The organism is Chryseobacterium sp. (genome assembly GCF_029240215.1).
Lineage (GTDB): Bacteria > Bacteroidota > Bacteroidia > Flavobacteriales > Weeksellaceae > Chryseobacterium.
This window is the reverse complement of the sequence record NZ_JARBTK010000002.1, coordinates 144,271-168,968: the sequence shown is the minus strand read 5'-3', so window position 1 is coordinate 168,968 and position 24,698 is coordinate 144,271. Positions and strand designations below refer to the sequence as shown.

24 protein-coding genes are annotated in these 24,698 nt (G+C 33.1%); 13 read left to right on the top strand and 11 right to left on the bottom strand.

The annotated features are described in order from the left end of the window. Positions 1–208: 208 nt before the first annotated feature. The 6 genes from K0R77_RS04690 to K0R77_RS04665 form a co-directional block, all read right to left on the bottom strand. Positions 209–1,177, bottom strand: coding sequence for an ROK family protein (locus K0R77_RS04690; protein WP_300349164.1), 969 nt, complete (start codon positions 1,175–1,177; stop codon positions 209–211). A gap of 82 nt (positions 1,178–1,259) precedes the next feature. Further along, positions 1,260–2,471: a PepSY domain-containing protein gene (locus tag K0R77_RS04685; protein WP_300349162.1), complete on the bottom strand. Its 1,212-nt coding sequence runs from the start codon at positions 2,469–2,471 to the stop codon at positions 1,260–1,262. Between the two features lie 141 nt (positions 2,472–2,612). Then, the gene (locus tag K0R77_RS04680; protein WP_300349159.1) at positions 2,613–4,742 is read right to left on the bottom strand and encodes a TonB-dependent siderophore receptor; all 2,130 of its coding nucleotides are present in this window, start codon (positions 4,740–4,742) and stop codon (positions 2,613–2,615) included. 152 nt (positions 4,743–4,894) lie between these two features. After that, positions 4,895–7,966: a preprotein translocase subunit SecA gene (gene secA / locus K0R77_RS04675; RefSeq protein WP_300349156.1), complete on the bottom strand. Its 3,072-nt coding sequence runs from the start codon at positions 7,964–7,966 to the stop codon at positions 4,895–4,897. Between the two features lie 117 nt (positions 7,967–8,083). Beyond that, positions 8,084–8,305: a DUF2795 domain-containing protein gene (locus K0R77_RS04670; RefSeq protein ID WP_034709134.1), complete on the bottom strand. Its 222-nt coding sequence runs from the start codon at positions 8,303–8,305 to the stop codon at positions 8,084–8,086. A gap of 138 nt (positions 8,306–8,443) precedes the next feature. Beyond that, positions 8,444–9,466, bottom strand: a complete 1,023-nt coding sequence (locus tag K0R77_RS04665) for a GDP-mannose 4,6-dehydratase (protein ID WP_300349142.1) — start codon at positions 9,464–9,466, stop codon at positions 8,444–8,446. A gap of 78 nt (positions 9,467–9,544) precedes the next feature. Here K0R77_RS04665 and K0R77_RS04660 point away from each other — a divergent pair, with 78 nt between their 5' ends. From K0R77_RS04660 to K0R77_RS04650, 3 genes are read left to right on the top strand one after another with little or no spacing between them, the layout of a single operon-like run. Next, on the top strand, positions 9,545–10,603 hold the full coding sequence (locus tag K0R77_RS04660; RefSeq protein WP_300349139.1) for a DUF389 domain-containing protein: 1,059 nt from the start codon (positions 9,545–9,547) through the stop codon (positions 10,601–10,603). Between the two features lie 36 nt (positions 10,604–10,639). Then, a complete protein-coding gene (locus K0R77_RS04655; RefSeq protein WP_300349136.1) occupies positions 10,640–11,437 on the top strand; it encodes a DUF2797 domain-containing protein in 798 nt (265 codons plus the stop codon). A 14-nt stretch (positions 11,438–11,451) separates the two neighbouring features. Further along, entirely contained in the window at positions 11,452–14,133 is a 2,682-nt protein-coding gene (locus K0R77_RS04650) for a hypothetical protein (protein WP_300349133.1), read from the top strand. Positions 14,134–14,169: 36 nt separating this feature from the next. Here K0R77_RS04650 and K0R77_RS04645 read toward each other — a convergent pair whose 3' ends face one another. Beyond that, entirely contained in the window at positions 14,170–14,520 is a 351-nt protein-coding gene (locus K0R77_RS04645) for a hypothetical protein (RefSeq protein WP_300349130.1), read from the bottom strand. Between the two features lie 178 nt (positions 14,521–14,698). Between K0R77_RS04645 and K0R77_RS04640 the strand changes: the two genes are divergently transcribed. Together K0R77_RS04640 and K0R77_RS04635 are read left to right on the top strand one after the other, a co-directional pair. After that, positions 14,699–14,890: a hypothetical protein gene (locus K0R77_RS04640; protein ID WP_050377777.1), complete on the top strand. Its 192-nt coding sequence runs from the start codon at positions 14,699–14,701 to the stop codon at positions 14,888–14,890. Between the two features lie 132 nt (positions 14,891–15,022). After that, positions 15,023–16,066 carry a PA0069 family radical SAM protein gene (locus K0R77_RS04635; RefSeq protein WP_300349126.1) on the top strand — a complete coding sequence of 348 codons (1,044 nt, stop codon included), beginning with the start codon at positions 15,023–15,025 and terminating at the stop codon, positions 16,064–16,066. 54 nt (positions 16,067–16,120) lie between these two features. Here K0R77_RS04635 and K0R77_RS04630 read toward each other — a convergent pair whose 3' ends face one another. The 3 genes from K0R77_RS04630 to K0R77_RS04620 all read right to left on the bottom strand — a co-directional run bounded on the left by K0R77_RS04630 (position 16,121) and on the right by K0R77_RS04620 (position 18,845). Continuing rightward, complete coding sequence (locus K0R77_RS04630; protein WP_300349124.1) at positions 16,121–16,285, bottom strand: hypothetical protein; 165 nt, start codon at positions 16,283–16,285, stop codon at positions 16,121–16,123. A 104-nt stretch (positions 16,286–16,389) separates the two neighbouring features. Beyond that, positions 16,390–16,998 (bottom strand): response regulator transcription factor, encoded by a 609-nt coding sequence (locus K0R77_RS04625; RefSeq protein WP_300349123.1) that lies wholly within the window; start codon positions 16,996–16,998, stop codon positions 16,390–16,392. Beyond that, complete coding sequence (locus K0R77_RS04620) at positions 16,995–18,845, bottom strand: sensor histidine kinase (protein WP_300349120.1); 1,851 nt, start codon at positions 18,843–18,845, stop codon at positions 16,995–16,997. The genes K0R77_RS04625 and K0R77_RS04620 overlap by 4 nt, the downstream gene beginning before the upstream one ends. Positions 18,846–18,971: 126 nt before the next feature. Between K0R77_RS04620 and K0R77_RS04615 the strand changes: the two genes are divergently transcribed. Both K0R77_RS04615 and K0R77_RS04610 read left to right on the top strand, forming a co-directional pair. Beyond that, complete coding sequence (locus tag K0R77_RS04615) at positions 18,972–19,352, top strand: T9SS type A sorting domain-containing protein (RefSeq protein ID WP_300349117.1); 381 nt, start codon at positions 18,972–18,974, stop codon at positions 19,350–19,352. Positions 19,353–20,075: 723 nt separating this feature from the next. Beyond that, on the top strand, positions 20,076–20,267 hold the full coding sequence (locus tag K0R77_RS04610) for a hypothetical protein (protein WP_300349115.1): 192 nt from the start codon (positions 20,076–20,078) through the stop codon (positions 20,265–20,267). A gap of 302 nt (positions 20,268–20,569) precedes the next feature. On the opposite strand, the gene K0R77_RS04605 is transcribed toward K0R77_RS04610, so the two are convergent. Continuing rightward, positions 20,570–20,941, bottom strand: a complete 372-nt coding sequence (locus K0R77_RS04605; protein WP_300349112.1) for a helix-turn-helix transcriptional regulator — start codon at positions 20,939–20,941, stop codon at positions 20,570–20,572. A 235-nt stretch (positions 20,942–21,176) separates the two neighbouring features. Between K0R77_RS04605 and K0R77_RS04600 the strand changes: the two genes are divergently transcribed. From K0R77_RS04600 to K0R77_RS04575, 6 genes are all read left to right on the top strand, one after another. Beyond that, positions 21,177–21,374, top strand: a complete 198-nt coding sequence (locus tag K0R77_RS04600) for a hypothetical protein (protein ID WP_300349109.1) — start codon at positions 21,177–21,179, stop codon at positions 21,372–21,374. Positions 21,375–21,439: 65 nt separating this feature from the next. After that, complete coding sequence (locus K0R77_RS04595) at positions 21,440–22,258, top strand: GLPGLI family protein (RefSeq protein WP_300349106.1); 819 nt, start codon at positions 21,440–21,442, stop codon at positions 22,256–22,258. A gap of 239 nt (positions 22,259–22,497) precedes the next feature. After that, complete coding sequence (locus tag K0R77_RS04590; RefSeq protein ID WP_300349104.1) at positions 22,498–24,006, top strand: vitamin K epoxide reductase family protein; 1,509 nt, start codon at positions 22,498–22,500, stop codon at positions 24,004–24,006. A gap of 94 nt (positions 24,007–24,100) precedes the next feature. Next, complete coding sequence (locus K0R77_RS04585; protein WP_263002858.1) at positions 24,101–24,244, top strand: hypothetical protein; 144 nt, start codon at positions 24,101–24,103, stop codon at positions 24,242–24,244. 31 nt (positions 24,245–24,275) lie between these two features. Beyond that, positions 24,276–24,422 carry a hypothetical protein gene (locus K0R77_RS04580; protein WP_300349100.1) on the top strand — a complete coding sequence of 49 codons (147 nt, stop codon included), beginning with the start codon at positions 24,276–24,278 and terminating at the stop codon, positions 24,420–24,422. An 11-nt stretch (positions 24,423–24,433) separates the two neighbouring features. Then, on the top strand, positions 24,434–24,589 hold the full coding sequence (locus K0R77_RS04575) for a hypothetical protein (RefSeq protein ID WP_300349097.1): 156 nt from the start codon (positions 24,434–24,436) through the stop codon (positions 24,587–24,589). Positions 24,590–24,698 lie beyond the last annotated feature (109 nt).

Sequence of the window (24,698 nt, the reverse complement as noted above, 5' to 3'; positions counted from 1 at the left end):
TTAAATATTTTCTTTTCAAACTTATTTCAAGTCGTTGAAAAACTTATCAAAAATAAGAAAAAATTGAGCCAAAAGCGGATGAAGCAATTGCTTAAACACAAATCGCACTAATAGATTTCACAAATAATCACTAATGAATTTGATTTAATAATTAAACAAAAAAAGCATCCTCGAAAGAGAATGCTTAATATTTTTTATTTGTTTTGAATTATTTTTCCCAAACCAAAGCACTTGCTCCTAAAATGGCAGCATCTGCTTCATCAAGTTCACTGAAAACCAATCTAACTTTGTTTCTGAAAATAGGTAAAAGATTTCTTTCCATGTGAAGTTTGGCAGGTTTTAAAATAAAATCTCCCGCTTTGATCACCCCTCCAAACAACAAGATTGCTTCTGGCGAAGAGAACATAACAAAATTAGCCAAAGCTTCACCCAATTTCTGACCTGTATATCTGAAAACCTCTATCGCTACAGGATCTCCTTTCAAAGCACATTCATGTACTGTTTTAGAATTGATGGTGTCTTCAGGATATTGATTCAGCATCGAGTCTGGAAATTCTGCTCTCATTTTTTTTGCCGTAATTGCAATTCCGGTTGCAGATGCATAAGATTCAAGGCTTCCTTCAGAACCTGTACTCCAGTGTTTTCTGCCACCTGGTTTTACGATTGTATGTCCCAGTTCTCCGGCAAAACCGTCATGACCGTAGATCAAATGTCCGCCGGAAACGATTCCGCTTCCTACACCTGTTCCCAAAGTAATCATGATAAAATCTTTCATGCCTCTTGCAGCGCCATACATCATTTCACCAAGAGCTGCAGCATTGGCATCATTGGTCATTTTGCATGGATGTCCGAATTTTTCAGTCATTAAATCTGCAAAATTGATCACGCCTTTCCACGGAAGATTGGGAGCCAGCTCGATTGTTCCTCTGTAGTAGTTGGCATTGGGAGCACCTACACCAATTCCTTCAATCATTTTTCCTACGCCATGCTCATCGATTAAAGGTTTAATTTGTGTGTACAGTGCATCAATAAATGCTTCCGGAGTAGCATATTGGTCGGTGGGAATAGAGCCTTTTGCTAAAATTTCACCTCGGTGGTTTACTAAACCAAATTTAGTATTGGTTCCACCGATATCGATACCTAATGCAACCTGTTTTGACAAATCTACTACTGACATTTTCTTATTGTATAATTTCGAGGCAATAAATTTATAAAAAAGATTGTATTAATACTGCTTAATATAGAATATTATTAAAAAATTATGAGATTGCTTTTTTAGTTTTTTTTCTTCTTCCCCACCAGACTAAAAATCCTGTTACGGGTAATGAAGCACAAATTAAGCTTACAATAAAAGCAATAATTTTGGTTGGCAAGCCTAAAATAGAACCTACGTGAATGTCGTAATTGGCCCCCACAGCTTTTTCACCGAAATTTTTATCTTTCATATCATGCGTATGAAGCAATTCTCCGGAGTTTTCATCAAAAATCAAACTGCTGCTCTTATGATAAGAGTAGGAGAGGTGTTTTACATAGACCTCAAAATTGGGATGTTCATGATCATCCATATGAGGATGTCCTAAGTCGATTGCAAATCCGTAAGAGTCCGGATATTTTTCTTTTACAGTATTGCTGATTTTATCCAAAGTGCCTTCCGTTCTTAGCTCGATCGGAGCTTTTGTTTTAATGGATGAAAAGTCAGGATAAACTGTACTTCCGCCAGAAAAAATGAAGTAGAAAGCTGCCTGAACAACAAAAAATGCATAAAATAAACCCGTCAAAGAAAAAATAAGAGCAAATATTGATGCGTAGAAACCTAAAACATTGTGAAGGTCATAATTCTTTCTTTTCCAGCTTTTTACATTTTTCCATTTGAATGAGAAGCGTTGTCTTCTTGCTGCTTTGTTTTTTGGCCACCATAAAATTATTCCTGAAATCAACATGATAATGAAAATGATTACTGGAATTCCGACCACATAAGTTCCCCATTCCTGTTTTAGTAAATAACTCCAGTGAATCATTTTTACAATTTGAAAAAAGCCGTTTTTTTCATCATAAGTCCTTAAAACTTTACCGTTATAAGGATTGACGTAGGCTAGTTTATAGATGGGAAATTCATCAAAATAATTCCACGCTTTAGGATTGTGCTCATACCAATAAAACTGATAGGACATCTTTTTATCAATAGGAATATTAACCCAATGTACAGGATATTTTTCTTTTACCTGTGCTACAACTGATTTTTCTAAAACTCTTATCGGAAGAATCTGTTTTTGATCAATATTTTGCTCGTTATGATAGATAACATCTTTTCTCGTGTAATTTTCCACTTCATCTTTGAATACGTATAGAGCACCGGTAATTGAGATGATGAAAATCAAAAATCCTATTCCCAAACCGAACCATAAATGTATTTTGCCAGTCCATTTTTTGAAGAGACTTGGTTTCTTTTTGTGGTGATGTTTTTTCTTCATGAATTTCTAAAGTTGTGCAAATATAAGATTTTCCATTTTTATTTAGATTAATTATAATTAGCGAATCAAATGGTTTTAATCTAAACAAATCTGCCAAACTACTCATGCAGTTTGGCAGATGGTTTTTAATTTATATTCTGATTAGAATTTATAATTTAAACTTAAAGAAAGTGTTCTCAATCTCTGAGGTGTTACAGTAGACCATCCTGAGAAATATTTTTTATTAGCAATATTATCAAGTTTTAGGATCACACTGTATCTTTCTTCGTTATAAGAAAGTGCTGTGTTGAAAATAGCATAGCTTGGAATAGTAAATGTTCCGATTCCCGCTCTGTTTAATGTGTAAAGATTACTTGCAGAGTTTGTTCCGAAGCCAATTCCTACGTTTCTTAAAGCGCCATCCTGAATTTTATAGTTTGCCCAGAAGTTGAATATATTCCTTGGACCCGCTTCTTCAGGACGATATCCTACATATGTTGGGTCTCCAACAGTAACTTCACTGATATTTTGGCTGAAACCTGCAATTACATTTAAGCCTATAACCGGACTTCCTACAACACTGATTTCAAAACCTTTACTTTCAACTTCACCTCCTTGAATACTTGCCAATGGATTGGTGGGGTCTGCCATTACTTTGTCTTTTACTAAAATATTGTAATAACTTGCAGTAACTGATAATTTATCTTTAATTAAACTAGCTTTCGTTCCAACTTCCCATTGATTGGCATGTTCAGGATCGAAATATGCAAATGATTTATTTCCGCCAAGATCTGTGTTTTCTACTGGCTCAACATTTTGGAAACCGTTCATGTAGTTCGCAAAAATAGAAAGTTTATCTTGAATTGGCTGATAGACCAAACCTAATTTTGGAGAAAAAGTTGTTGTATTTTTAGATTTCTCTACTGCATATGCTGTTGGATTTCCTGTAAAGTGATCCATTCTAACGCTTAGCATTGCAGATAAATTAGGAAGAATGTTAACAACATCTGAAATATATGCGCTGTAAATTTTAGTTTCCATGCTTCCTATTGCTTGAGAGGTTGTTGCCAAAGCGTTATCTACGGCTCCTTTGTTTAGCATTCCTGCATTAGTGTCTGATTGATTAACCAATGAGATTGTTCCAAACCCTGCCCAGCCTGTTCCACCAAGCAAAAATTCTCTCTGGAAATAATCTAAACCAAATAGAAGTTTATTTTTTACACTTCCAATATTGAAGTTTCCTACAAAATTTTGTTGAATTGCAGTTGTGTTTGTTTCTCCACCTAATTTTGAGATAAATCTTGTAAACTCATTTCCGTTTGAAGAATCCCACAAGTAATGATTGTAACCATCGGTTTTGGTATTTCCTCTTGAAACAATGGTACTTGAAGTCCAATTATCTGAAATTTTATATTGAGCCTGAGCCTGGATGTTGAATGAAGAGTTTTTGATACTTAAGTCGTTTGAAGTATAAGAATTTTTATAATTCTGCTCAAACAAATCTATAGAATTAAAAGAAAGAGGGCTATATCTGCTAAGGAAAATCATTGGAGCATTCGCAGCATCAGATTTTTTAATTTCAGTATTTACAAAGAATGTCAATCTGTTATTTACAACATATTTAATTGATGGGTTAACGTAAATAGATTCACTGTAACCTGCGTCCTGAAATGAGTTTTGCTTTTGATATGCTGCATTTACTCTTGCATACAAGTTTTTTCCTACAGGTGCATTTACATCTGCTGTTACTCTGTTAAGTCCATAAGTGCCAGTAATGTATCCTACTTCACCTCCGAAATGATTATACGGTTTTTTAGTAACTACATTTAATAATCCACCGTAAGAAATTACACTACCTCCGTAAAGCGTTCCCGAAGGACCTTTGATAGCTTCAATAACTTCAATTCCTGCCGGATCTAAAGTTCCGTTGTTGAAAGCAGGCATTCCGTTTATGAGATTAGGCTGCAAAGAAAAACCTCTCATTGAGTAATATTCACCTCCGTCATTTCCTCTACCTGTAGACTCCCAAAGTCTTGCGATGCCGGTGATGTTTTTAAGAGCATCATTAAAGTTGGTGACAACTTGTTCTTTAATCACATTTTTATTTACGGTATTATAAACCTGAGGATTTTCAATATCTTTTAGTGGCATTTTGTTTGCAGATTGACTGTCTTTCGTTAAATAGCCAGTAACAACTACTTCATCAATATCATTAGATTTAATAGTATCACTTTCCTGTGCAAACGTTATCATTGAACCTAACAGCGATGTGCAAACCAATAGTTTTTTCATGAAGATAAATTTTTGCAAATATATTGTTTTTAATTATTCTAAATAAAATACAAAAATTGACATTTGTCATGTTATGAGCAAAGTGTTATTTATTGAATAACAAAAAAACCGCTTCAACTGAAGCGGTTTTTATCATATCTGTAATTTATCTCTTATGCGGGAATCTCTCCTCTGTATAAGAAAGAAATAATTTCTTTGTTCATTTTGTCAACCATTTCGCTGAACAAATGGAAAGATTCCTGTTTGTAAATCACCAAAGGATCCTTTTGTTCGTAAACAGCTCCCTGAGAAGATTTTCTCAAATCATCCATTTCACGAAGGTGAAGTTTCCAGTTTTCGTCGATGATTGATAAAGTGATGTTCTTTTCAAAATCATTGATCAGGCTATCGCAGTTTGTATCGTGAGCTTCTTTCAGATCGGTAACGATGGTTAATGTTTTAACACCGTCTGTGAAAGGAACCTGGATCATTTTAAACATCGAACCCTGGTTCTGATAAACATTCTCAATAATAGGGAATGATTTTTCTTTCAGAAGATTCAGTTTCATATCATAGTCAGCTTGAGCTGCTTTGAAAAGAATGTCTGTAAGCTCAGGAATTTGTTTTGACTTAAAATCACTTTCAGAAATAGGAGATTCCATAGTGAAGTTTTTAATCACTTCAAATTCAAAATCTTTATAGTTTCCGGTTGCTTTACCTTTTGCTACGATAGAATTTGATACATCAAAGATCATGTTTGTAATATCGTATTTCAGGTGATCTCCGAATAATGCATTCTTTCTTCTTTTATAGATTACATCACGCTGCTTATTCATTACATCATCGTACTCAAGAAGTCTCTTTCTTGTACCGAAGTTGTTTTCTTCTACTTTCTTCTGAGCTCTTTCGATAGATTTGGAAATCATAGAATGCTGAATTACTTCACCTTCCTTATGACCCATTCTGTCCATCATTTTAGCAATTCTTTCAGAACCGAACAAACGCATCAGATTATCTTCCAAAGAAACATAGAACTGAGAACTTCCGGGATCTCCCTGACGTCCTGCTCTACCCCTTAACTGTCTGTCAACACGTCTGGAATCATGTCTTTCTGTTCCGATGATCGCTAAACCTCCGGCTTCTTTTACTTCTTTGGTAAGCTTAATATCGGTACCACGACCTGCCATGTTGGTTGCAATGGTCACAACTCCCGGCTGACCTGCTCCGGCAACGATCTCTGCTTCTTTTTTGTGAAGCTTCGCATTCAATACCTGGTGCTGAATTTTTCTTAACTGAAGTGCTTTTGAAAGCAACTGTGAAATCTCCACAGAAGTCGTACCCACCAATACCGGTCTTCCTGCTGCTGTTAATTTTTCAATCTCTTCAATTACTGCGTTATATTTTTCCCTGTTGGTTTTGAAAACCAAATCTTGTTTGTCATGTCTTTGAATCGGACGGTTGGTAGGAATTACTACAACGTCTAATTTGTAAATCTGCCAAAGTTCTCCCGCTTCAGTTTCTGCTGTACCTGTCATCCCCGCAAGTTTGTTGTACATACGGAAATAGTTTTGGAGAGTTACCGTTGCAAAAGTTTGTGTAGCAGCTTCTATTTTTACGCTTTCTTTAGCTTCAATCGCCTGGTGAAGACCGTCTGAATAACGTCTTCCTTCCATGATACGACCTGTCTGCTCATCAACAATTTTTACTTCGCCGTCAATGACAACATATTCATCATCTTTCTCAAACAATGTATATGCTTTCAATAGCTGGCTCATTGTGTGAACACGCTCAGATTTTTCGGCAAATTCTGCGAAAAGCTTTTCTTTAGCTTCAAATTCTTCTTCTTTAGATAAATTTTTAGCTTCCACTTCAGCGATTTCTGTTCCGATGTCAGGAAGAACAAAGAAGTTGTTGTCAGAATTCCCCTGAGACATATATTCAACACCTTTATCCGTCAAATCAACCTGATTGTTTTTCTCTTCGATAACGAAATACAAATCTTTATCAACGATTGGCATATCACGGTTGTTATCCTGCATGTACTGAGCTTCTACTTTTTGAAGTAATGCTCTGTTTCCGCTTTCAGATAAAAACTTGATTAATTGTCTGTTTTTTGGTAAACCTCTGTAAGCCTGAAGTAATTTAAATCCTCCTTCTTTGGTGTTTCCTGCTGCAATTAATTTTTTAGCTTCATTAAAAATTGCAGAAACTGTTTTTTTCTGAACTTCAACAATTCTGTCGATAGAAGGTTTAAGAACATCAAATTCCTGTCTGTCTCCCTGAGGAACCGGACCGGAAATGATCAAAGGTGTTCTTGCGTCATCCACCAATACAGAGTCAACCTCATCTACAATGGCAAAGTTTAATTCTCTTTGCACTAATTCTGTAGGTGAAGTCACCATATTGTCTCTGAGATAATCAAAACCAAATTCGTTATTGGTTCCGTAAGTGATATCTGAATTGTATGCTTTTCTTCTTCCGTCTGAGTTTGGCTGATGATTGTCAATACAGTCAATTGACATTCCGTGGAATTGGTACAATGGTCCCATCCAAGCGGAGTCACGTTTCGCCAAATAATCATTCACCGTTACAACGTGTACTCCTCTTTCAGGAAGAGCATTTAAGTAAATTGGAAGTGTTCCTACCAAAGTTTTACCTTCACCTGTTGCCATTTCGGCAATTTTACCGCTGTGAAGAATCACACCACCAATAAACTGAGTGTCGTAATGCACCATGTCCCATAAAATAGGAGTTCCGGCTGCATTCCATGAGTTTTTCCAGACTGCTTCCTCACCTTGGATCTCAACGAAATCTTTAGTTGAAGCAAGTTCTCTGTCCCAATCAGTAGCTTTTACACGGATTTCTCCGTTTTGAGCCCATCTTCTTGAGGTTTCTTTGATCAACGCAAAAGCTTCAGGAAGAACCTGCAAAAGAACTTTTTCTTCAATCTCGTAAGATTCTTTTTTCAAAGTTTCTATTTTAGAGAAAAGAGCTTCTTTTTCATCAACATTTTTTGAATTCTTGATCTGCTCTTTGATTTGTTCTATCTGAGTTGTAATAGTATTTGTCGCTGCTTTAATTTTAGATTTAAATTCAGCAGTCTTTTCTCTTAAACCATCATCAGATAATTCTCCGATGCTTGGTTCAACAGCTTTGATTTTTGTTACAACTTTTTTTACTTCCTTAAGGTCCTGCGCTTTCTTGTCTCCCAAAAACCCTTTAAGAACTTTATTTAAAAAACTCATAGAATTTGTTTTAAGCTCAAAACCTAGGGCTTTAAGCATATTAAAATTACACCTAATGGGTGTATGTTATTATTGAAAAAGCTTTAAGCGTGTTGCTTAAAGCTTAATGCTTTTTTATTAATATTCGTCCTCGTTCCAAAGATAATCTTCGTCCGTAGGATAATCGCTCCAGATCTCATCAATTGCGTCGTAAACTTCACCTTCATCCTCGATTGCCTGAAGGTTTTCTACAACTTCCATTGGTGCACCAGTTCTGATTGCGTAGTCGATAAGTTCTGCTTTTGTCATCGGCCAAGGTGCGTCGCTTAGGTATGAAGCTAATTCTAATGTCCAGTACATAATTTATTATTTTTTGCAAAAGTATAAAAATAGGTTATATTATAAACTTTTTTTATGACTTGATTTTCAATTCTTTTATTAAATTTCGTCTATATTTACTGCAAATGCTTTTGTGAGCGTGATTGCGATAGATTGATGTCATTTTCTCAAAAACCATTCCACAAATTTTTTTGTGCCATTTTGGAAGTTTGTAATTGGCTTGTAACCGATTAAATCTCGGGCTTTTGTAATATCTGCGTTGGTTTTCTGCACATCTCCCTGCTGTAGTGGCAGCATTTTTTTTGTGGCAATTTTGTCAAGATTTTTTTCGATAACTGACAACATTTCAGAAAGCTTGATCACTTCGCTTTCGCCTAAATTGATGATTTCATAAACCTTGGAGTGGTTTTCTAAATAGACAACTGATTTTACAATACCATCAATAATATCATCAATATAAGTGTAATCTCTTGCCGTGTTTCCGTCGCCGTAGAACGGAATTTCTTTGTCTTCAGAAATCAACTTAGTGAATTTATGTATCGCCAGATCAGGTCTTTGTCTCGGTCCATAAACCGTGAAAAACCTCAACTGAATCATATCGATATGATAAAGACTATGATAAACATGACCTAAAATCTCACCACATTTTTTTGTCGCCGCATAAGGTGAAATGGGTTGGTCTACATTATCGGTTTCGGAAAAAGGAATTTTCTCGTTATTGCCATAAACACTTGATGAAGAAGCGCAAACAAATTTCTTAATTCCAAACTGGTTGCAGAGTTCCCAAAGATTCATTGTGCCACGAACATTGACTTCTTCGTATTCTAAAGGTCTTTCAATAGAGGGGCGAACTCCTGCAAGTGCTGCTAAATGAATAATCAGATCAATTTGATGACTTTTAAATATTTTTTCTAAACCACTTTTGTCTCTGATATCCTGATGATATAAAGTGTAATGTTCTGATTTTGAAATAGAAATCAGGTTTTCAATATCGTTTTGCTTGTCGGAAAATTCAAAATCAATATTTTTTTCAATTGAGTTTAAAGTATTTTTAATCTTCATCTGGTAATCATAGAAATCATCAAAATTGTCAATGTTTATGACAGAATGTCCGTGTTTCAATAATTCTTCTACCAAGTGGGAACCAATAAATCCGCTTCCTCCCGTAACGAGATACGTCATGTGTATTTTTTTTAGACCACAAATTTATTAATAATAGTTGAAAGCTGTTTTCTTACTTTTGTTTTTTAAATATGATAGATGATTAATTTTCAGAAACTTTTAAGTTTACCCAAAGAAGAGGAAGAAGATTTTACCTTTAATGAAATTGAGGAAGGAATTTATTTTCGGGGTCATAATCTTTGGCTTTTGGTCATCTCAATGGGCATTGCTTGTATAGGTCTTAATATTAATAGTCCGGCGGCGGTAATCGGCGCAATGCTTATATCACCGTTGATGGGACCGATTGTGGGGGCTGCCTTTGGTTTTTCGATTGGCAACAGGCATCTTATAAAGTTGGGTATTATCAATTGGGCATTAATGATTGTTGTGGCACTTTGCTCATCTACACTTTATTTTTTTATCACTCCTTTTCATTCAGAAACCGCTCAACTCGAAAGCTTTAAAACGGCTACTGTTTTTGATTGTTTTTTAGCCATATTGGGAGGTTTTGCCTGGTTTTTGGGTATTGTAAGAAAAGAAGCTATCAAAGTAATAGCGGGTGTTGCAGTTTCCACAGCATGCATTCCGCCTCTTTGTACCGCCGGATTTGGGATTGCAAATGGCAATTGGGAATATTTCTGGGGAGGATTTTATTTTTATCTTATCAATTGTTTTTTTATCGGGGTTGGAACGTGGATACTCAGCATTGTACTTGGCTATCAAAAATATTATCTTCAGAAAAACAAAATCAAAAACCATAAAATATCACTCTTTATAAGTTTGATCTCTGTCTTGATCCTTATTCCAAGTATTTGGCTCACCAAAAAGAAATGGGATAAAGAAAAGCTGAAAGAAAGATCTGAGAATTATATTAAAACAATCAAAGAAAACCATCCTGAATTAGCGATTATCAATCACGAAATTTTTGAAGAAAAGGGAGGGAGATTTTTGAAAATAACATTGTTGAATGATAGTTTAGCCATCAGTAAAGAGCGGTTAGAAGAACATAACAGTCTTGTTAAAGATATTCATTTAATTTGGCAGTATTCACCAAAACAGCAAAAAACAGAATCTCCGCAAATGAAAGATATGCAGACGCAGATTTCTGAATTAAAACAGGAAATAGAACGAATAAAAACTAAAAACAACAATAACTGATTCTAAAATTTTATATTTACTAAAAAGTTATCACACATGCAGTTTCAAGGACAAATTTTAAAAATGACGAGTTTCAATGATCAGCCGATTCAATATTATCTGAATCTTTCTGGCGACCTTATTCATATGAATGAATTGCTTGGAAAGGAGTTGAGTATTAAGCATGTTGGTTTCCAGTGCGTAAATTGCGGATTAGATAAAACGATTTACAGAATGGGTTTCTGTAAAAGCTGTTTTTTTGAAAGTCCGTATGCAAGTGACACTATTATCCGACCAGAGCTTTCTACGGCCCATCTGGGAATTGGTGAACGTGATCTTGATGTTGAGAAACAAATCCAATTGCAGCCACACACCGTATATTTAGCATACACAGGAGACGTGAAAGTAGGAGTGACGAGAAATACACAGATTCCGACCCGATGGATTGATCAGGGCGCAACATTTGCTTTACCGATTGCAAGAACTGAAAACCGCTACGAAGCCGGAATGATCGAAGTCGCATTGAAAGAACATCTTGCTGATAAAACAAATTGGAGAAAAATGCTGCAGGATGATTTTGAAGATGAAGTTGATTTGGCAGATTTTCAGCAGAAAATAAAAGAGTATTTTCCTGAAGATTTCCAAAAGTTCTATTCTGAAGGTGAAAATATGTGGAAGTTTGATTATCCTTTTTCAAAGCCTGAAAAAGTGACTTCTTTCACTCTGGATAAAAAACCTGGATTTGCAGGAAGACTGACAGGAATTAAAGGTCAGTATTTAGGTTTCGAAGGTGGTAATTTTATGAATGTGAGAGGGCATGAAGGATACGTGATTGAAATGAATGTGAAGAACTAATTCAAATATAATTTATGAAAAAACCGTGGGTTAAAAAGCTTTTAATAGGTCTTGGAATTTTTTTGGGACTTATTCTGATTGCAAATTTAGCAATCAATATCTGGCTCAAAACCCAGCTTCCGGATTATATTAAGAAAAATACGGATTATAAAGTTTCTTACAAGTCGCTGAATGTAGACTTGGGAACAGGAAATATTTTCGCTACAGGAATCACCGTTAATAATAAAAATCCTCAAAACACAAAAGTAATAGGACTTCAAGGTACAATCGATACGTTGAAAATCAGCCGTTTTGGAATTTACGATGCTATTTTTAACAAGACAATCAGTTCAAATGATTTGTTGTTGGCGAAACCAAATCTGAATATTATTCTGGCAAAACCTAAAGACAAAAAAACGGATAAGAAGACAAATCCGATCAGTTTTGAAAATATCAGAATCAGCAACGGAACCATTCAGGTTTTTAAATATACCAAACAAAAATTATTAAGTGTAAATGATTTAGATCTGATTGTAGAAAATCTTCAGTTGAACGAAGAAACGGTAGAAAATAAACTTCCTGTGACGTTTGATCACTACAGCATTAAAGGAAAAGATATTTTCTTTCAGCCTGATAATATTTATAATTTAAAAATTGCAAAAATCACAACGACAAACGGACAGGTTTCAATTGATCAATTTCAGCTTGCTCCTATTATTGATTTTGAAAATTTTAAAAAAACATACCCAAAGAAAAAGCAACTGATCTCGGCGTCTATTCAGAAAATTGATTTTAAAGATGTTGTTTTAAAGGATAACAAAGTTTCTTTGACCAATGCGACTTTCCAGAATCCTAATATTTTAATTTATACTACTAATGCAATTCCTGATGAAGTTAAAAAACCTCTCAATTTTGAATTAAATTTAGGAGATTTCAAATTAAATAATGCTGTTATTCAGGTCAATAAAGCAGATGGAAACAAAATGCTTTTTGCTAAGGATGTCAATTTAAATATTAAAAATATTGAATTCAGCAAAGAAACTTCTGCAGAAATTATTCCTTTGAGATATAAGGATTTCAGTTTTTCAGGAAAAAAAATTGAGTATTTTAATCATCAGGATATCAAAGTCGGAAGCATTGCGATGACTCCCAAAAAAGGTGATATCAGGAGTATATCGGTTGTTCCTAATGATTCACGTTCCGGTAAAACAACGATGGATTTAAAAGCAAATCAAATTGCATTTAACATCAATAAATGGGAAATTGCAAATGAAAAACTTAATCTGGATGTAAAAGATGTTCTGGTCAATCAAGTCAATGGGAAAATCACGGCAGGAACTATTAAATCTGATAAAAAATCAAATTTTAATGGAATTCAGTTTCCTGTTTTGGTTCGAAATGTAACACTGAAAAATTCAAATATCATTTACGACAAAGAAAATCAGCCATTACAATTTAATGATCTGAATGCTTCAATAAAAGATATTGAATTGAAAGAAAAATCAAAGAATGGAGGTTTGGCTGTCGAAGTGAAAGATTATAATCTGACAACTAAAAATTTTGCATACAAAACAAAGTTTTATAACATGACAGTCGATGCTTTAGCATTTGGTAAAAATAAGATAAAGCTTGATCAAGTTGCAATGAAACCTCTTGTTTCAAGAGCTCAGTTTATCAGAATGATCCCGGTAGAAAGCGATTTGTATGATCTGAAAGCCCATCAGATAACCGCAGTCGGACAATGGGATTTTTTCTCTGAAAACAAATTTCTTCATGCGAACAACATGACGATTTTATCAGCCAATGCCAATATTTTCAGAAGTAAAATTCCTGCAGATGATCCGAAGGAAAAATTATTGTACTCAAGGCTTTTGAGGAATATAAAAATCCCAATGTTCATTGATGTTTTTCAGCTAAAAAATTCAGTTTTAGAATATGAAGAAGATACGCCAAAAAGCAGCGGACCCGGAAAGCTGACTTTTACTAATTTTAATATGAACGTAAAAAATCTGAATTCGGCAAAGATGAAAGGGAAGCCAACTCAGGTTGATATTAAAATAGACTGTACATTTATGAAATCTTCACCTCTTTCTGTTAATTGGGGATTTAATACTGCGGATCAGAGCGACCGTTTTACGATTGCGGGTAAGCTGAGCAATATTCCGGCGGTGGCATTGAATGCTTTTGTTGTTCCTTATATGAGTATTACTGCAACGGGAACGATTCAGGAAATGTTGTTTAATTTTAAAGGAAATCCTAAAGGAATTGGCGGAACTTTTAATCTTAAACATAAAGACTTAAAAGTTTCAATTTTAGATAAAAACAGCAAGGAGAAGAAAGGTGTTTTGAGCGCTGTGGTCAATATTTTCGTTAAATCAGATTCGGGGAAATTTCCGGAATCTGTGATCGTGGAAGATGTGGAAAGAGATCCTACAAAGTCATTCTTTAATCTGTTCTGGAAGGGAATTGAAGACGGTCTGAAGAAAACGCTGATCGGAATCAATGTAGACAAAGCTAAAAAGACCGTTGAAAAAACGAAAGAATCTGTCAAAGAAGTAAAAAGCACAGTAAAAGATGTGAAGAAATCTGTGAAAGAAGCTGGAAAAGATATTTCCAAAGCAGTATCAACGCCAAAAAAGGAACCTGAAAAGACAGAGGAAAAGAAGGGAATCTTCAAAAAAATATTTAATAAAAAAGAAAAAACCGAGACTCAGTAAGTTTCGGATTTTTATATTTTTTTGAGAATTATTTAATTAAAAATCATACTCATCACTCTCGTTAATAGGAATATCTCTTAGAAAAGTATCAAATTCGTGACCGGGATAATTGCTGTCTGCACCATAAGAATCGATGATAATGCCTTTGTTTCCGGAGTTGTCTTCTACAAGATAAAGTACTGCGCTGTCATCCGGATTGCTGTCTCCTTCAAATCGATAAGTTTTTAAAATTGTCAATTCATCGGGCTTATAGTTTTTTTCTGAATCTTCATATTTCATTTCGCAAGCTTCGTTCATTCTGAATTCTCTGTGAATGCCCCTTTCTCTGAGTCTTTCCATTACCTGACTTAAAGTGGTCATTCTGTCAATGTTGTCTGGGTTTTCCATAATATTATCTTTTTTTGATTTGTTTCTGTTTTAAATTACTACAATTTTCAAACCACAATTTTATGAGTATAAGGATATTTCGACTCAAAAATTGATATTGAGATTAACAAAAATTATCATGAGACGAATAAAAAAAGGTATACTATTTGCTTAATCTATTTACAAAATTGTACTAAATATGAAAAAAGAAGTAGGAGTTTTACTGGCAGGAGGAGTAGGTCTTTTGGCAGTGCTTAGCTTTTTAAGCGTAAAAAAAATATTAAGTAAAAAACATAAAAAATATACTGATTATTATTCTGATCATCACAGACATTTTGATAAAAAATATGACGACGACGATCATGGTATAGAATTCTATGCTTTCAAATAATAAGAAGTAGTAAAAGAAATAAATATTTAAGAAAGTCCGGCATCATATTTTGATGACGGATTTTTTTTGTGGAAAACTTTAGTGTTAAAACTCATTATTTTAAAAACAAACCGTTATAATTTTACATTATAAATGCAGAACGAAAATATCATAAAAGGCCAGGGAGCTCAGCGAAATGTCATCAACCGTTTCGACAGATTCACCTTTGAGCCTGAAGATGAAGATTTTGAAACTGTAAAAACCACATTCACCGAAGTTTTTCCTAAAACCATTGTCAATCAGGTAAAAAGTGAAGATTTGCCGATGGAATATTCTATGAATCCTTATCAGGGTTGTGAGCACGGATGTTCCTATTGCTTTGCCAGACCTACACACGAATATTGGGGATACAGTGCAGGAATTGACTTTGAAAGAAAAATTATGGTTAAGAAAAATGCTCCTGAATTATTGGAGAAATTTTTCAGAAAAAGAGGTTACAAACCCGAACCTATTTTACTCTCAGGAAACACAGATTGTTATCAACCTGCCGAAAGACAATTTGAAATTACGAGACAACTGCTGCAAATTTGTCTTGATTACAGACATCCTGTCAATGTTCTGACAAAAAATGCTTTGGTGTTGAGAGATTTAGATATTTTAAAACCTATGGCAGAACAGAATTTGGTTTCGGTTTCTTTAAGTATTCCGACAATCAATGAAGATCTGCGCAGAAAGATGGAACCGAGAACGAGCTCTTCCAAGAATAAACTGAAGGCGGTGGAAATTCTGTCTGAAAATAAAATCCCCGTCAACGTTATGGTTGCTCCGATTATTCCCGGACTGAATAGTGATGAGCCTTTAGGTATCTTAAAAGCTATTTCTGAAGCCGGAGCTCAGAGCTTTGGTTATACTTTGGTGAGACTGAATGATACGGTCGAACCGGTTTTTGTGAAATGGATCGAATCAAGTTTTCCGGACAGGGCACAGAAAGTTTTAAATTTAATCAAATCGATGCGTGGCGGAAAATTGGGTGATAAAAGATATTTTGACAGACAGAAAGGGGAAGGGAATATAGCAGAAATGATTCACAATACTTTTAAAATAGGAAGGAAGAAATATTTCGAAGGTAAAGAATTTCCCAAGCTTTCTACCGATGGGTTCACCGGAACGAGGGAACAGCAGTTGAGGTTGTTTTAAAAATAAAAAACCGCTCCAATCAGGAACGGTTTTCTGTCATTTTTGACAATTTCTTTACATAGAATCATCCGGACATTTGAAATCTTTGCTGCAGGTTGCACAGATGACAACACCATTACAGTAATACATACAGAAGTCTGGTTCAGGAAGATCTTTGATTCCTCCTGCTCCGGAAATTGATTTTAACTGGTTTTTGCTGAGTTTTTTTAGATTTTTCATAAAGTTTTGTTTTAAATTTTGATGGTTTAGTAAAGATAATTAAAATTTTTTTATGTTGCTTTTATTTTTTTTGAATATCAATACCCCAACTTATTAAAGTTCTGCTAAACGTCAATTAGTCCCAACATAATTGATGTTTTTACGAGAGCCGCAATATTATTTACATGAAGTTTATTAAAAATATTTTTACGGTGTGTTTCAACGGTATGTTTGCTGATGCAGAGTTTTTCTGCAATTTCGTCAGTGGTAAAGCCTTTACTGATAAAATCAATAATTTCTTTTTCCCTTTTGCTTACGATACTTTTATTAAAATCAAATTTTACTGTTTGTAAGTCTTTGTGAAATACTTTATCGTTATTCCATACTATTTTTTTGATGCTTTCAATCAGTACTTCAGACTCTGTATCTTTAAGCAAATAACCATCGACATCTGTAGGTGACATCATGTTAGAATAAGAACTCATGACCATTATTTTTACGGAAGGATAAATCTGACGCACCATTTTAGAAAGTTCAATCCCATTGATTTCGGGCATTGATATGTCTGTAATTAATATATCCGGCTCCTGTAGTTTTATATTTTTTAGCAAATCAGAATAATTGTCATAAGCATGTACTATTTCAAAATCTCCATCTTGTTCTAAAAGCATTCTAAGACCCTTCAAAAAAAGGAGATGGTCATCTATAATCGCAATTTTTATTGTATTTTTCATGATTTCAGTTCAATAATTACGGAAGTTCCTTTAGTTTTGTCAGAATGTATATTAATTACTCCGGATATGATTTCTAATCTTTCCTGAATATTCTTTAATCCTATTCCTTTTTCATCGATAGAAAACCCTATTCCATTATCAGTGATAATAAAATTAATGTCATCAAGATGTCTGTTAACAGATAATTCTACCTCAGTCGCCTTAGCATGTTTGGAAATATTATTGAGCAACTCCTGTAAAACCCGATAGATATTTATTTTTTTTATTTCACTTAAATCATCAAGAGCATCTTCCGGATAAATATGAACATCAAAATTGAATTCATTTCTTTTCCGGTAATTAGCTTCTAAATCTGATAGAAGATTTTTAAGATTTTTATCTTTAAGATTATTAATGCTCAGATTATGCGAGATTTGTCTTATTTCCTGAAATACATCAGAAAGATTGTCCTGAATTTTTTCTAGATTTTTATTGTTAAGATCTAAGTTTTCTTTAGCTAATAAAAGTTTTATCCCTGCCAAATCTCCCGCAATCCCATCGTGCAGATCTTTGGCAATTCTGTTTCGTTCAGAATCTGTTCCTTTTATAAGGGCATTCATTTCTTTGATTTCCTGTTCCTGTAATAATTTTTCTTTTTCCTGCTCATGATTGATGTTTTCCTGATGTCTCAGCTTTTTCTGAAACTGTGACTTTTTATAAACAAAATACAAGATTCCGATCAATATCAATATCAATAAAAGAGAACTAACCAATACTAATTTGCTTTTCTTCTCCTGAAATTCTTTCTGCTGATTGAGTAATAGAATCTGATTGTTTTTTTTATCAACTTCGTATTTGGTGATAATTTCGTTGATGTTTTTGGCTTTTTCTACACTGAAAATGCTGTCATTGAGCTTGTGATAAATTTTCTGGTATTGGTAAGCTTTCTTATAATCTCCGTTTTTTTCAAGAACGGTATTCAGATCATCCATCAGAGAGATTTTATAGTCTAAAGGAATAGAAGAATTTTGGGCAATCTTCTCAGCTTTAAAATAATAATCGATAGCGTCGGAATATTGACCTTTTTTATAATAATATCCTCCACAGTTATAATAATATAAAAAGTACAGATTTGAATCACCAATATCTTCGATCAGTTTTTTTGCAGCATCAAGATGGAATAAAGTTTTATTAAAGTTCTTATATTGATTATCACTCATATAAAGAATTGATAAGTTAATATGAACATCATACTGCCATCTTTTATTATTAAGTTGTTTGGCAATTGAAAGAGCGGTATTGAAATGTTGTAAAGCCAAATCAGGATTTTTCTTTCTCTCAATTATCGCTAGATTATTACAGCTTCCGAAATGATCGGCGATCAATTCTCGGTCTTTCGTAAATTGATAATCTTCCGTATAATATTTAATGGCTTGAACGGTATCGTTTTGGGATAAAAATAGGTTTCCTAAATTTTTTAAAGTGATGCTTTTTTCATTAAGTCCATTTTTTTCGGATATTTTTAATGATTTCAGGAATAATTGTATTGCAACCTGATAATTACTCTCGTTATTTTTTATCAAGCCTAATTGATTGTAAGCTAGAGCAAGCGTTTGAAAATTATTTGATTTGTAGGCAATGGGGATAGATGTATTAATATAATTTTGAGCTTTCTTTATATCTCCCTTTTGATAAAAACAATATCCTAATCCATAATATCCCTTTGATAAGTAAAAATTATCTCCTTTTTTTTTACTGATAATTTTAATTTTGTTAATATAATAGATGGAAGAATCTAAATTTTCGTTTAGATTACTTCTGTATTTTACAAGCATTTTTTCAATCTCCGGATCTTTCTTCTGGCCCATAAAAAAAATACTACTGAACAGACAGAGCAATATAAAATATTTCATCATAGAAGTAAATATACCATATTTATGGGATAGTGTGCAATATGTATTAATAATACTTTTGTTGAATAAAACCATATAATTATGCTAAAAACTTTAATATTTTTTTTATTCGGATGCTCACTATATTTTGGGCAGATTAGTGCGACATCAATATCTACTTTAGATGGTGATGGTACGAAGGTGAAGAGTTCCAGTGGACAAGGAAGCGGAACTGATCCTTTTGGGATAATGATTAATCAATCGGCAAAAAATGATTTAAATATCTATTTAATGCCAGCAGAAGTGCAGTTTACCAAGTACACCATTTATGATTTATCAGGGAACTTAAAAAAAACTCAGCAAATTTCTCCAACAAATTCTTATTCTATTGATGTGTCTAATTTGGCTCCTGGAAACTATTTAATTAAAGTGGAGGCAGTATCACCATCTGCAATTGTGACTAAATTATTTGTTAGAATATAAAGTTAATGATCAACCGCATACTAATTCCGTGAGGATTTATTATTCAAAAAACATACAAATGCCAATCTATATAAATCATTTTTAAAAATAATTCACATCCGTAATAATGGTTACAAGCGAAATCCGAAAAGCTTAGAGAGAGTAGGAAAAATTAAAACAATTATTATGAAAAAATTAAAACAACTATCAAGAGAGAATTTGAAATTAATTAGTGGCGGATGGTATGACTGTAGTGGTCCGTTTCCTCCTGCAATTTGTAAATGTAAAAGAGGAGAGCAATTGTGTCCTAATGGAACATGCATTCCTATTAACCAGTTTTGCTAATAATACTCATAAAAAATAAATTGTTATGAAAAATCTGAAAAAATTATCAAAACAGGATTTAAAATCAATTAGTGGTGGAATGATCAAATGTTGTACTACTTATCCTCCATCATTGGCAAGATGTTGTAATACCCCTTCTAGTATGAGTTGTCCCCCACCTTGGGTAGAAGGCAGTTTTCCTAGTGGATGTTAACATAAAATAAATAGAGAAATATGAAAAATCTAAAAAAATTATCAAGACAAGAATTAAAGTCTGTAAATGGAGGTATTGCAGGTTGTACAACTAATATTACGGGTACAAAGCCAGCAGAGAACTGTCCATGTAATCCTCATACTCATTTCAATTGCAACGGTGTTTGTAAACTTATTGGTGAAGTATGTTTTTAATTTAAAATCATTATGAAAAATTTGAAAAATTTATCAAGAGAAAGTTTAAAAACAATCAAGGGTGGTTATAAGTACTGTGATACAGCTGCAGATTGTGGTCCTGGATTTTGTTGTTCATTAGATTACAATAATGGAAAAGGATGTAGAACAATGTCTGGAGCAGGTGGAACAGGACCAAACGCTTACTATTGTAATGTGGATTAAATTTTAAATTATTTATTATGAAAAATTTAAAGAAGCTAACAAGAAAAGAACTAAAATCTTTTAGTGGTGGAATATTGCCACAAATTGTAAGATGTTGTAAAGAAAGAACTTGTCCAACAAATCCATATTGTCTTAGAGTTTTAACTCCTGTCTAGGTTCCTAAAAACTCACAAAAGCTGGCAAACCAAGTCAATAAAAATACATTTGTTTTTTAATAACTATAAAGTTAAATCGTAGTGTATTAAAAAAAGTTGAGAAGCATTACGTTTCTCAATTTTGTATTTGTTGTAGGATTATAAAATTTATTTCTGAGCTTTCAAAGCTGCATTCTCTTCTTTTAGATTTTCAATTTCTTTTTTGAGAAGTGAAATATAATCCTGAAGATTTTCTACAATAGAATTTGGAATGTTAAAATTTTGATTATAATAATTTCCAGAATTATCATTAAAAGTAGAGTTGTCGTTGTGAACAATTCCTGACGAATTTTCTTCTTTAATATCTTCAACAGGAACATCCAAAGCATTGGCGATCTTTTGCCATTCTTCATCGTGAATTCTTGTTTCTCCCCGTTCTTTTCGAGAATAATTAGAAGTATCTGTAGATAATATCTTTGCCATTTTTTCTTGGGATAACCCTTTTTGTTTTCTTAAATTTTTAAGTTTTTCCTGAATCATCGATTATGTTTTAAACAAAATTACGCGAATTTTGCGCAAATTTTGCAATAAAATTACCAAAAATCGCAAAAAATATTCAGTCTTTTTGAAAGTTTAATTTTTAGTTTTGAACCATAATTATTTATTTCTTGTATGTGTACAGTGCAGGAAAATAGATATTTATAGCTGATCAGCAAAAAATCCCATGTCAGGGATTGTATGACAAAGAATTAATTACTAAATTTAAATTAACAAAATGAAAAATTTAAAAAAAATTTCAAGAAAAGATCTGAAAAACTTAATTGGTGGAAAAAATTTGGGCATTGAAGAAAGCTTAAGTGATGGTGAAGCAGTTGAAAAAAAGTATAGATGTTGTGACAGGCTTTATGATTGCGGTGGATGTGGTTACAGCAGCAATTGTCCATCAGGTAAGTTTTTACAAGGTTGTTTTTAAAATCGATCAAAATTATTGAGGCTGTTGAATAATTATTTGACAGCCTTTTGTTTAAAAAAAATATAATGAATACAATTAAAATCATCATTCTTATTTTCACCTCAATTAATATTTTTGGTCAAAACAAACAATTTCTCTATGAATACAAATCTATTCCTGACTCTACAAACGTGGAAAATGTAGAAAGAGAAATAATGGTTTTGAATATTGGTAACAATAAATCAGAATTCTATAGTGTTGAAAAATACAAATCAGACTCAACATTGAATGCAGATTTCAAGAAAGGAGTCTTTTCGATGCCCTTTAACAAAAAAATGAATCGTGATAGAGTAATTAAAAATAGTAATACTCAAAAAATTGATTTTATTACACCCCTTCCACCTTATAGATATTCGGTGAGTCAGAATATAGATTTAAAATGGAATATACTTGCGGAGCTTGATAATATTTTGGGGTATAATGTGCAAAAAGCAACCACAGAGTTTGGAGGAAGAAAGTGGGTTGCATGGTTTGCAAAAGAGATCCCGATACAAAGTGGCCCGTATAAATTTTTTGGACTTCCGGGATTGATTCTTAAAATAGAGGATGTTCAGAAAAACCACATTTTTGAATTGAAAGGAATAAAAGACACAAAAGGAGACTTTAATTATCCTTATGTAAATAATTTTAAAGATGTGAAAATCACTTATCCAAAATACGTAAAAATTTATAAAAATTTTCGGAAAAATCCGATGGCAGGTTCAGTTGGGGCTTTTCCGGATCAAACAGATGCTGATGGTGTTTTTCACACAGGAGATGAAATTTTCCGTCGATTTGAAAAAATGGCGCTTGAAGACTTGAAGAAAGACAATAATATTATAGAATTAGATTTATTAAAACAATGAATTTTAACAAACTCATAGACTAAACAGTAGAATTTTATTTCTGATGTAATGCCATTCCAATTGATTTTCTTCAAGAAACTGTAAATCATTAATTTTAAATAACATCATAACAAAATCACATAATCATGTTATTTTATTTCCGTACCGCAATAAATATATTTGATTAAAAAATAATAGAATATAATTCTAAATAAATAACTATTTTTATTATCTTCATAAAATTAATAATACACCAACTCATGAATTTCGACCGTCTCATAGACCATTTCAAACTCGACAAGCAGGAATTTTATTTTCAGTTCAATTCTCATCCTAATTACCCTTCTGCATTGGCTTTCAGTGATACTCTCAACTTTTTAGGGTTAAAAAATGATGCTTACGAATTAGATAAAGAATATTGGGACGAATTGCCTGAAGAATACATGGCTTTGGTCGATAACTCGTTTTCTTTGGTCAAAAAGAAAGGAAACGATTTTACGATCTACTCTGATAAAGTAAAAACTCTGAATAAAGAGGAACTCTACAAAAATTCAGGAGATTTTGTACTTCTTTTTGAGAAAACTGAGAATGTAAAAACGACCTCATTTTTCAATTTTAAGCCATTTATTTATTTGGTTTTTGGAATTATTACTCTCTATTCGCTTCTTCAGTTTGCCTGGTACGAAAGTGTTTTCAACATCTTGTCATTGATTGGAGTTTATATTTCTTTAGAACTTTTCAATCAAAAATTTGGTCAGGAATCTGCTGTGGTGAGTAATATTTGCGGTGGTACTGCCAATAATGCTTCTCAAAGCTCCTGTTCCAAGATTTTTTCTTCGGATAAAATGGATGTTTTAGGTCTGAAACTTTCAGATTTTAGCCTGATCTATTTTTTGGGAATTACATTTGTCGGACTACTTTTCCCACAATCACAGGTTATTTTAAGGATTACTGCAATGATTTCGATTCTGGTGATTCTTTACTCTTTTTATGTTCAGGCTTTTGTTGAAAAATCGCTTTGCAGAGTTTGTCTGGTGATTATTTTTGTTTTGTTGGGTCAGATCGCATTAAGTTCTTTCTATTTTAGTTGGGGAATAAATTTGCCTGTTGTCTTTACCAGTGTCATATTATTCATTTCTTTGTTTTTTACGGTTGCATTTTTAAACAATTTGATGAATCAGAAAGAAGAACTCAAAAAATCTAATGCAAAAAATCTCAGGTTTAAAAGAAACTACGATCTCTTCAAAAGAGAACTTACAGATAAAGAAAAAATTGAATTTACAGATAATGAAACGTTTTTCGTAGGGAGTAAAGATGCAAAACTTCATATTTCTGTGGTTTCTAACCCCTACTGTGGCTTTTGTAAAGACGCTCATAAGATTGTAGAAGATTTATTGCTACAATATCCTGATGAAATTTCTGCACAGATGAGGTTTAATTATTCAAATGAAAGAGCTGATGAAAAATACACAAGGCTTATTTCAGATTTTTTAAACATTTACAAAAACAAATCACAGAGAGAATTTTTACAGTCTGTAGATACTTGGTTTAAAAATAAAGATGAAAGTGAAATTAAAAGAATATCAGGATCAGAAAATCCCGAAAATTTTACCAATATTATTCAGATGACTGCAGAAAACAGTGCTGCAGGACTTACTTTCACCCCTGTTTTCATTATCAATGGTTACCAGTTTCCGGATAAATATGACCGGGAAGATATTCACTATTTTATCAGCGAATTGATTGAAGATGAAGATTTTCTGTCATAATTATTTCATTTAATTAAAAATGATTAATTTTAAATGAATGAAAAGCGAGATCCGAAAAGCTTAAAAAGAGTAGGAAATTACCAAATTCAATTTTATGAAAAATTTAAAAAAGATCAACCGACAGGAAATGAAAACGATTCAGGGCGGTCTTACCTGTAAAGGCGGACAACTTTGCCTGATCGACGGAAAATGGAAATGCATGCCTTATGACGGCTGCGGTGGCGGAAACCAACCATAATTTAATCACCAAATCAACTAAATTATTTATTATGAAAAATTTAAAAAAAATCTCAAGAAGTCAGATGAAAATCCTGAACGGCGGCGGTTTAACTTGCTCTGAAGCTTGTTGCCCTCCTCCGGGAATAAAAAGATGCCCAAATATTTATTGTTATGCACCATGTCCGGTAGAATCTTAAAAAATAGTCATATGAAAAATCTGAAAAAATTAGCAAGAAACGAAATGAAAGATATCTTAGGAGCAGGACCAATTATTGGTTGCTCAACAGCTTGCTGCCCTACAGATGGCAGACCGAGATGTCCTAAAATTTACTGTCCAGCTGTGGTTTGTCCGCAGTATGTGTAGAAAGATAGTAACAATTAATTTTGTCCAAATATCTGACAATCATTAAAAAAAGAGAGAGACTGAATAAACAGTCTCTTTTTTTAATAGTATTGAAATAATATTTATGCTA

Bases quoted from the DNA above. Each gene is read 5' to 3' on its own strand.
- K0R77_RS04690 (WP_300349164.1), bottom strand. From the start codon at position 1,177: ATGTCAGTAGTAGATTTGTCAAAACAGGTTGCATTAGGTATCGATATC.
- K0R77_RS04685 (WP_300349162.1), bottom strand. From the start codon at position 2,471: ATGAAGAAAAAACATCACCACAAAAAGAAACCAAGTCTCTTCAAAAAA.
- K0R77_RS04680 (WP_300349159.1), bottom strand. From the start codon at position 4,742: ATGAAAAAACTATTGGTTTGCACATCGCTGTTAGGTTCAATGATAACG.
- secA (WP_300349156.1), bottom strand. From the start codon at position 7,966: ATGAGTTTTTTAAATAAAGTTCTTAAAGGGTTTTTGGGAGACAAGAAA.
- K0R77_RS04670 (WP_034709134.1), bottom strand. From the start codon at position 8,305: ATGTACTGGACATTAGAATTAGCTTCATACCTAAGCGACGCACCTTGG.
- K0R77_RS04665 (WP_300349142.1), bottom strand. From the start codon at position 9,466: ATGACGTATCTCGTTACGGGAGGAAGCGGATTTATTGGTTCCCACTTG.
- K0R77_RS04660 (WP_300349139.1), top strand. From the start codon at position 9,545: ATGATTAATTTTCAGAAACTTTTAAGTTTACCCAAAGAAGAGGAAGAA.
- K0R77_RS04655 (WP_300349136.1), top strand. From the start codon at position 10,640: ATGCAGTTTCAAGGACAAATTTTAAAAATGACGAGTTTCAATGATCAG.
- K0R77_RS04650 (WP_300349133.1), top strand. From the start codon at position 11,452: ATGAAAAAACCGTGGGTTAAAAAGCTTTTAATAGGTCTTGGAATTTTT.
- K0R77_RS04645 (WP_300349130.1), bottom strand. From the start codon at position 14,520: ATGGAAAACCCAGACAACATTGACAGAATGACCACTTTAAGTCAGGTA.
- K0R77_RS04640 (WP_050377777.1), top strand. From the start codon at position 14,699: ATGAAAAAAGAAGTAGGAGTTTTACTGGCAGGAGGAGTAGGTCTTTTG.
- K0R77_RS04635 (WP_300349126.1), top strand. From the start codon at position 15,023: ATGCAGAACGAAAATATCATAAAAGGCCAGGGAGCTCAGCGAAATGTC.
- K0R77_RS04630 (WP_300349124.1), bottom strand. From the start codon at position 16,285: ATGAAAAATCTAAAAAAACTCAGCAAAAACCAGTTAAAATCAATTTCC.
- K0R77_RS04625 (WP_300349123.1), bottom strand. From the start codon at position 16,998: ATGAAAAATACAATAAAAATTGCGATTATAGATGACCATCTCCTTTTT.
- K0R77_RS04620 (WP_300349120.1), bottom strand. From the start codon at position 18,845: ATGGGCCAGAAGAAAGATCCGGAGATTGAAAAAATGCTTGTAAAATAC.
- K0R77_RS04615 (WP_300349117.1), top strand. From the start codon at position 18,972: ATGCTAAAAACTTTAATATTTTTTTTATTCGGATGCTCACTATATTTT.
- K0R77_RS04610 (WP_300349115.1), top strand. From the start codon at position 20,076: ATGAAAAATTTGAAAAATTTATCAAGAGAAAGTTTAAAAACAATCAAG.
- K0R77_RS04605 (WP_300349112.1), bottom strand. From the start codon at position 20,941: ATGATTCAGGAAAAACTTAAAAATTTAAGAAAACAAAAAGGGTTATCC.
- K0R77_RS04600 (WP_300349109.1), top strand. From the start codon at position 21,177: ATGAAAAATTTAAAAAAAATTTCAAGAAAAGATCTGAAAAACTTAATT.
- K0R77_RS04595 (WP_300349106.1), top strand. From the start codon at position 21,440: ATGAATACAATTAAAATCATCATTCTTATTTTCACCTCAATTAATATT.
- K0R77_RS04590 (WP_300349104.1), top strand. From the start codon at position 22,498: ATGAATTTCGACCGTCTCATAGACCATTTCAAACTCGACAAGCAGGAA.
- K0R77_RS04585 (WP_263002858.1), top strand. From the start codon at position 24,101: ATGAAAAATTTAAAAAAGATCAACCGACAGGAAATGAAAACGATTCAG.
- K0R77_RS04580 (WP_300349100.1), top strand. From the start codon at position 24,276: ATGAAAAATTTAAAAAAAATCTCAAGAAGTCAGATGAAAATCCTGAAC.
- K0R77_RS04575 (WP_300349097.1), top strand. From the start codon at position 24,434: ATGAAAAATCTGAAAAAATTAGCAAGAAACGAAATGAAAGATATCTTA.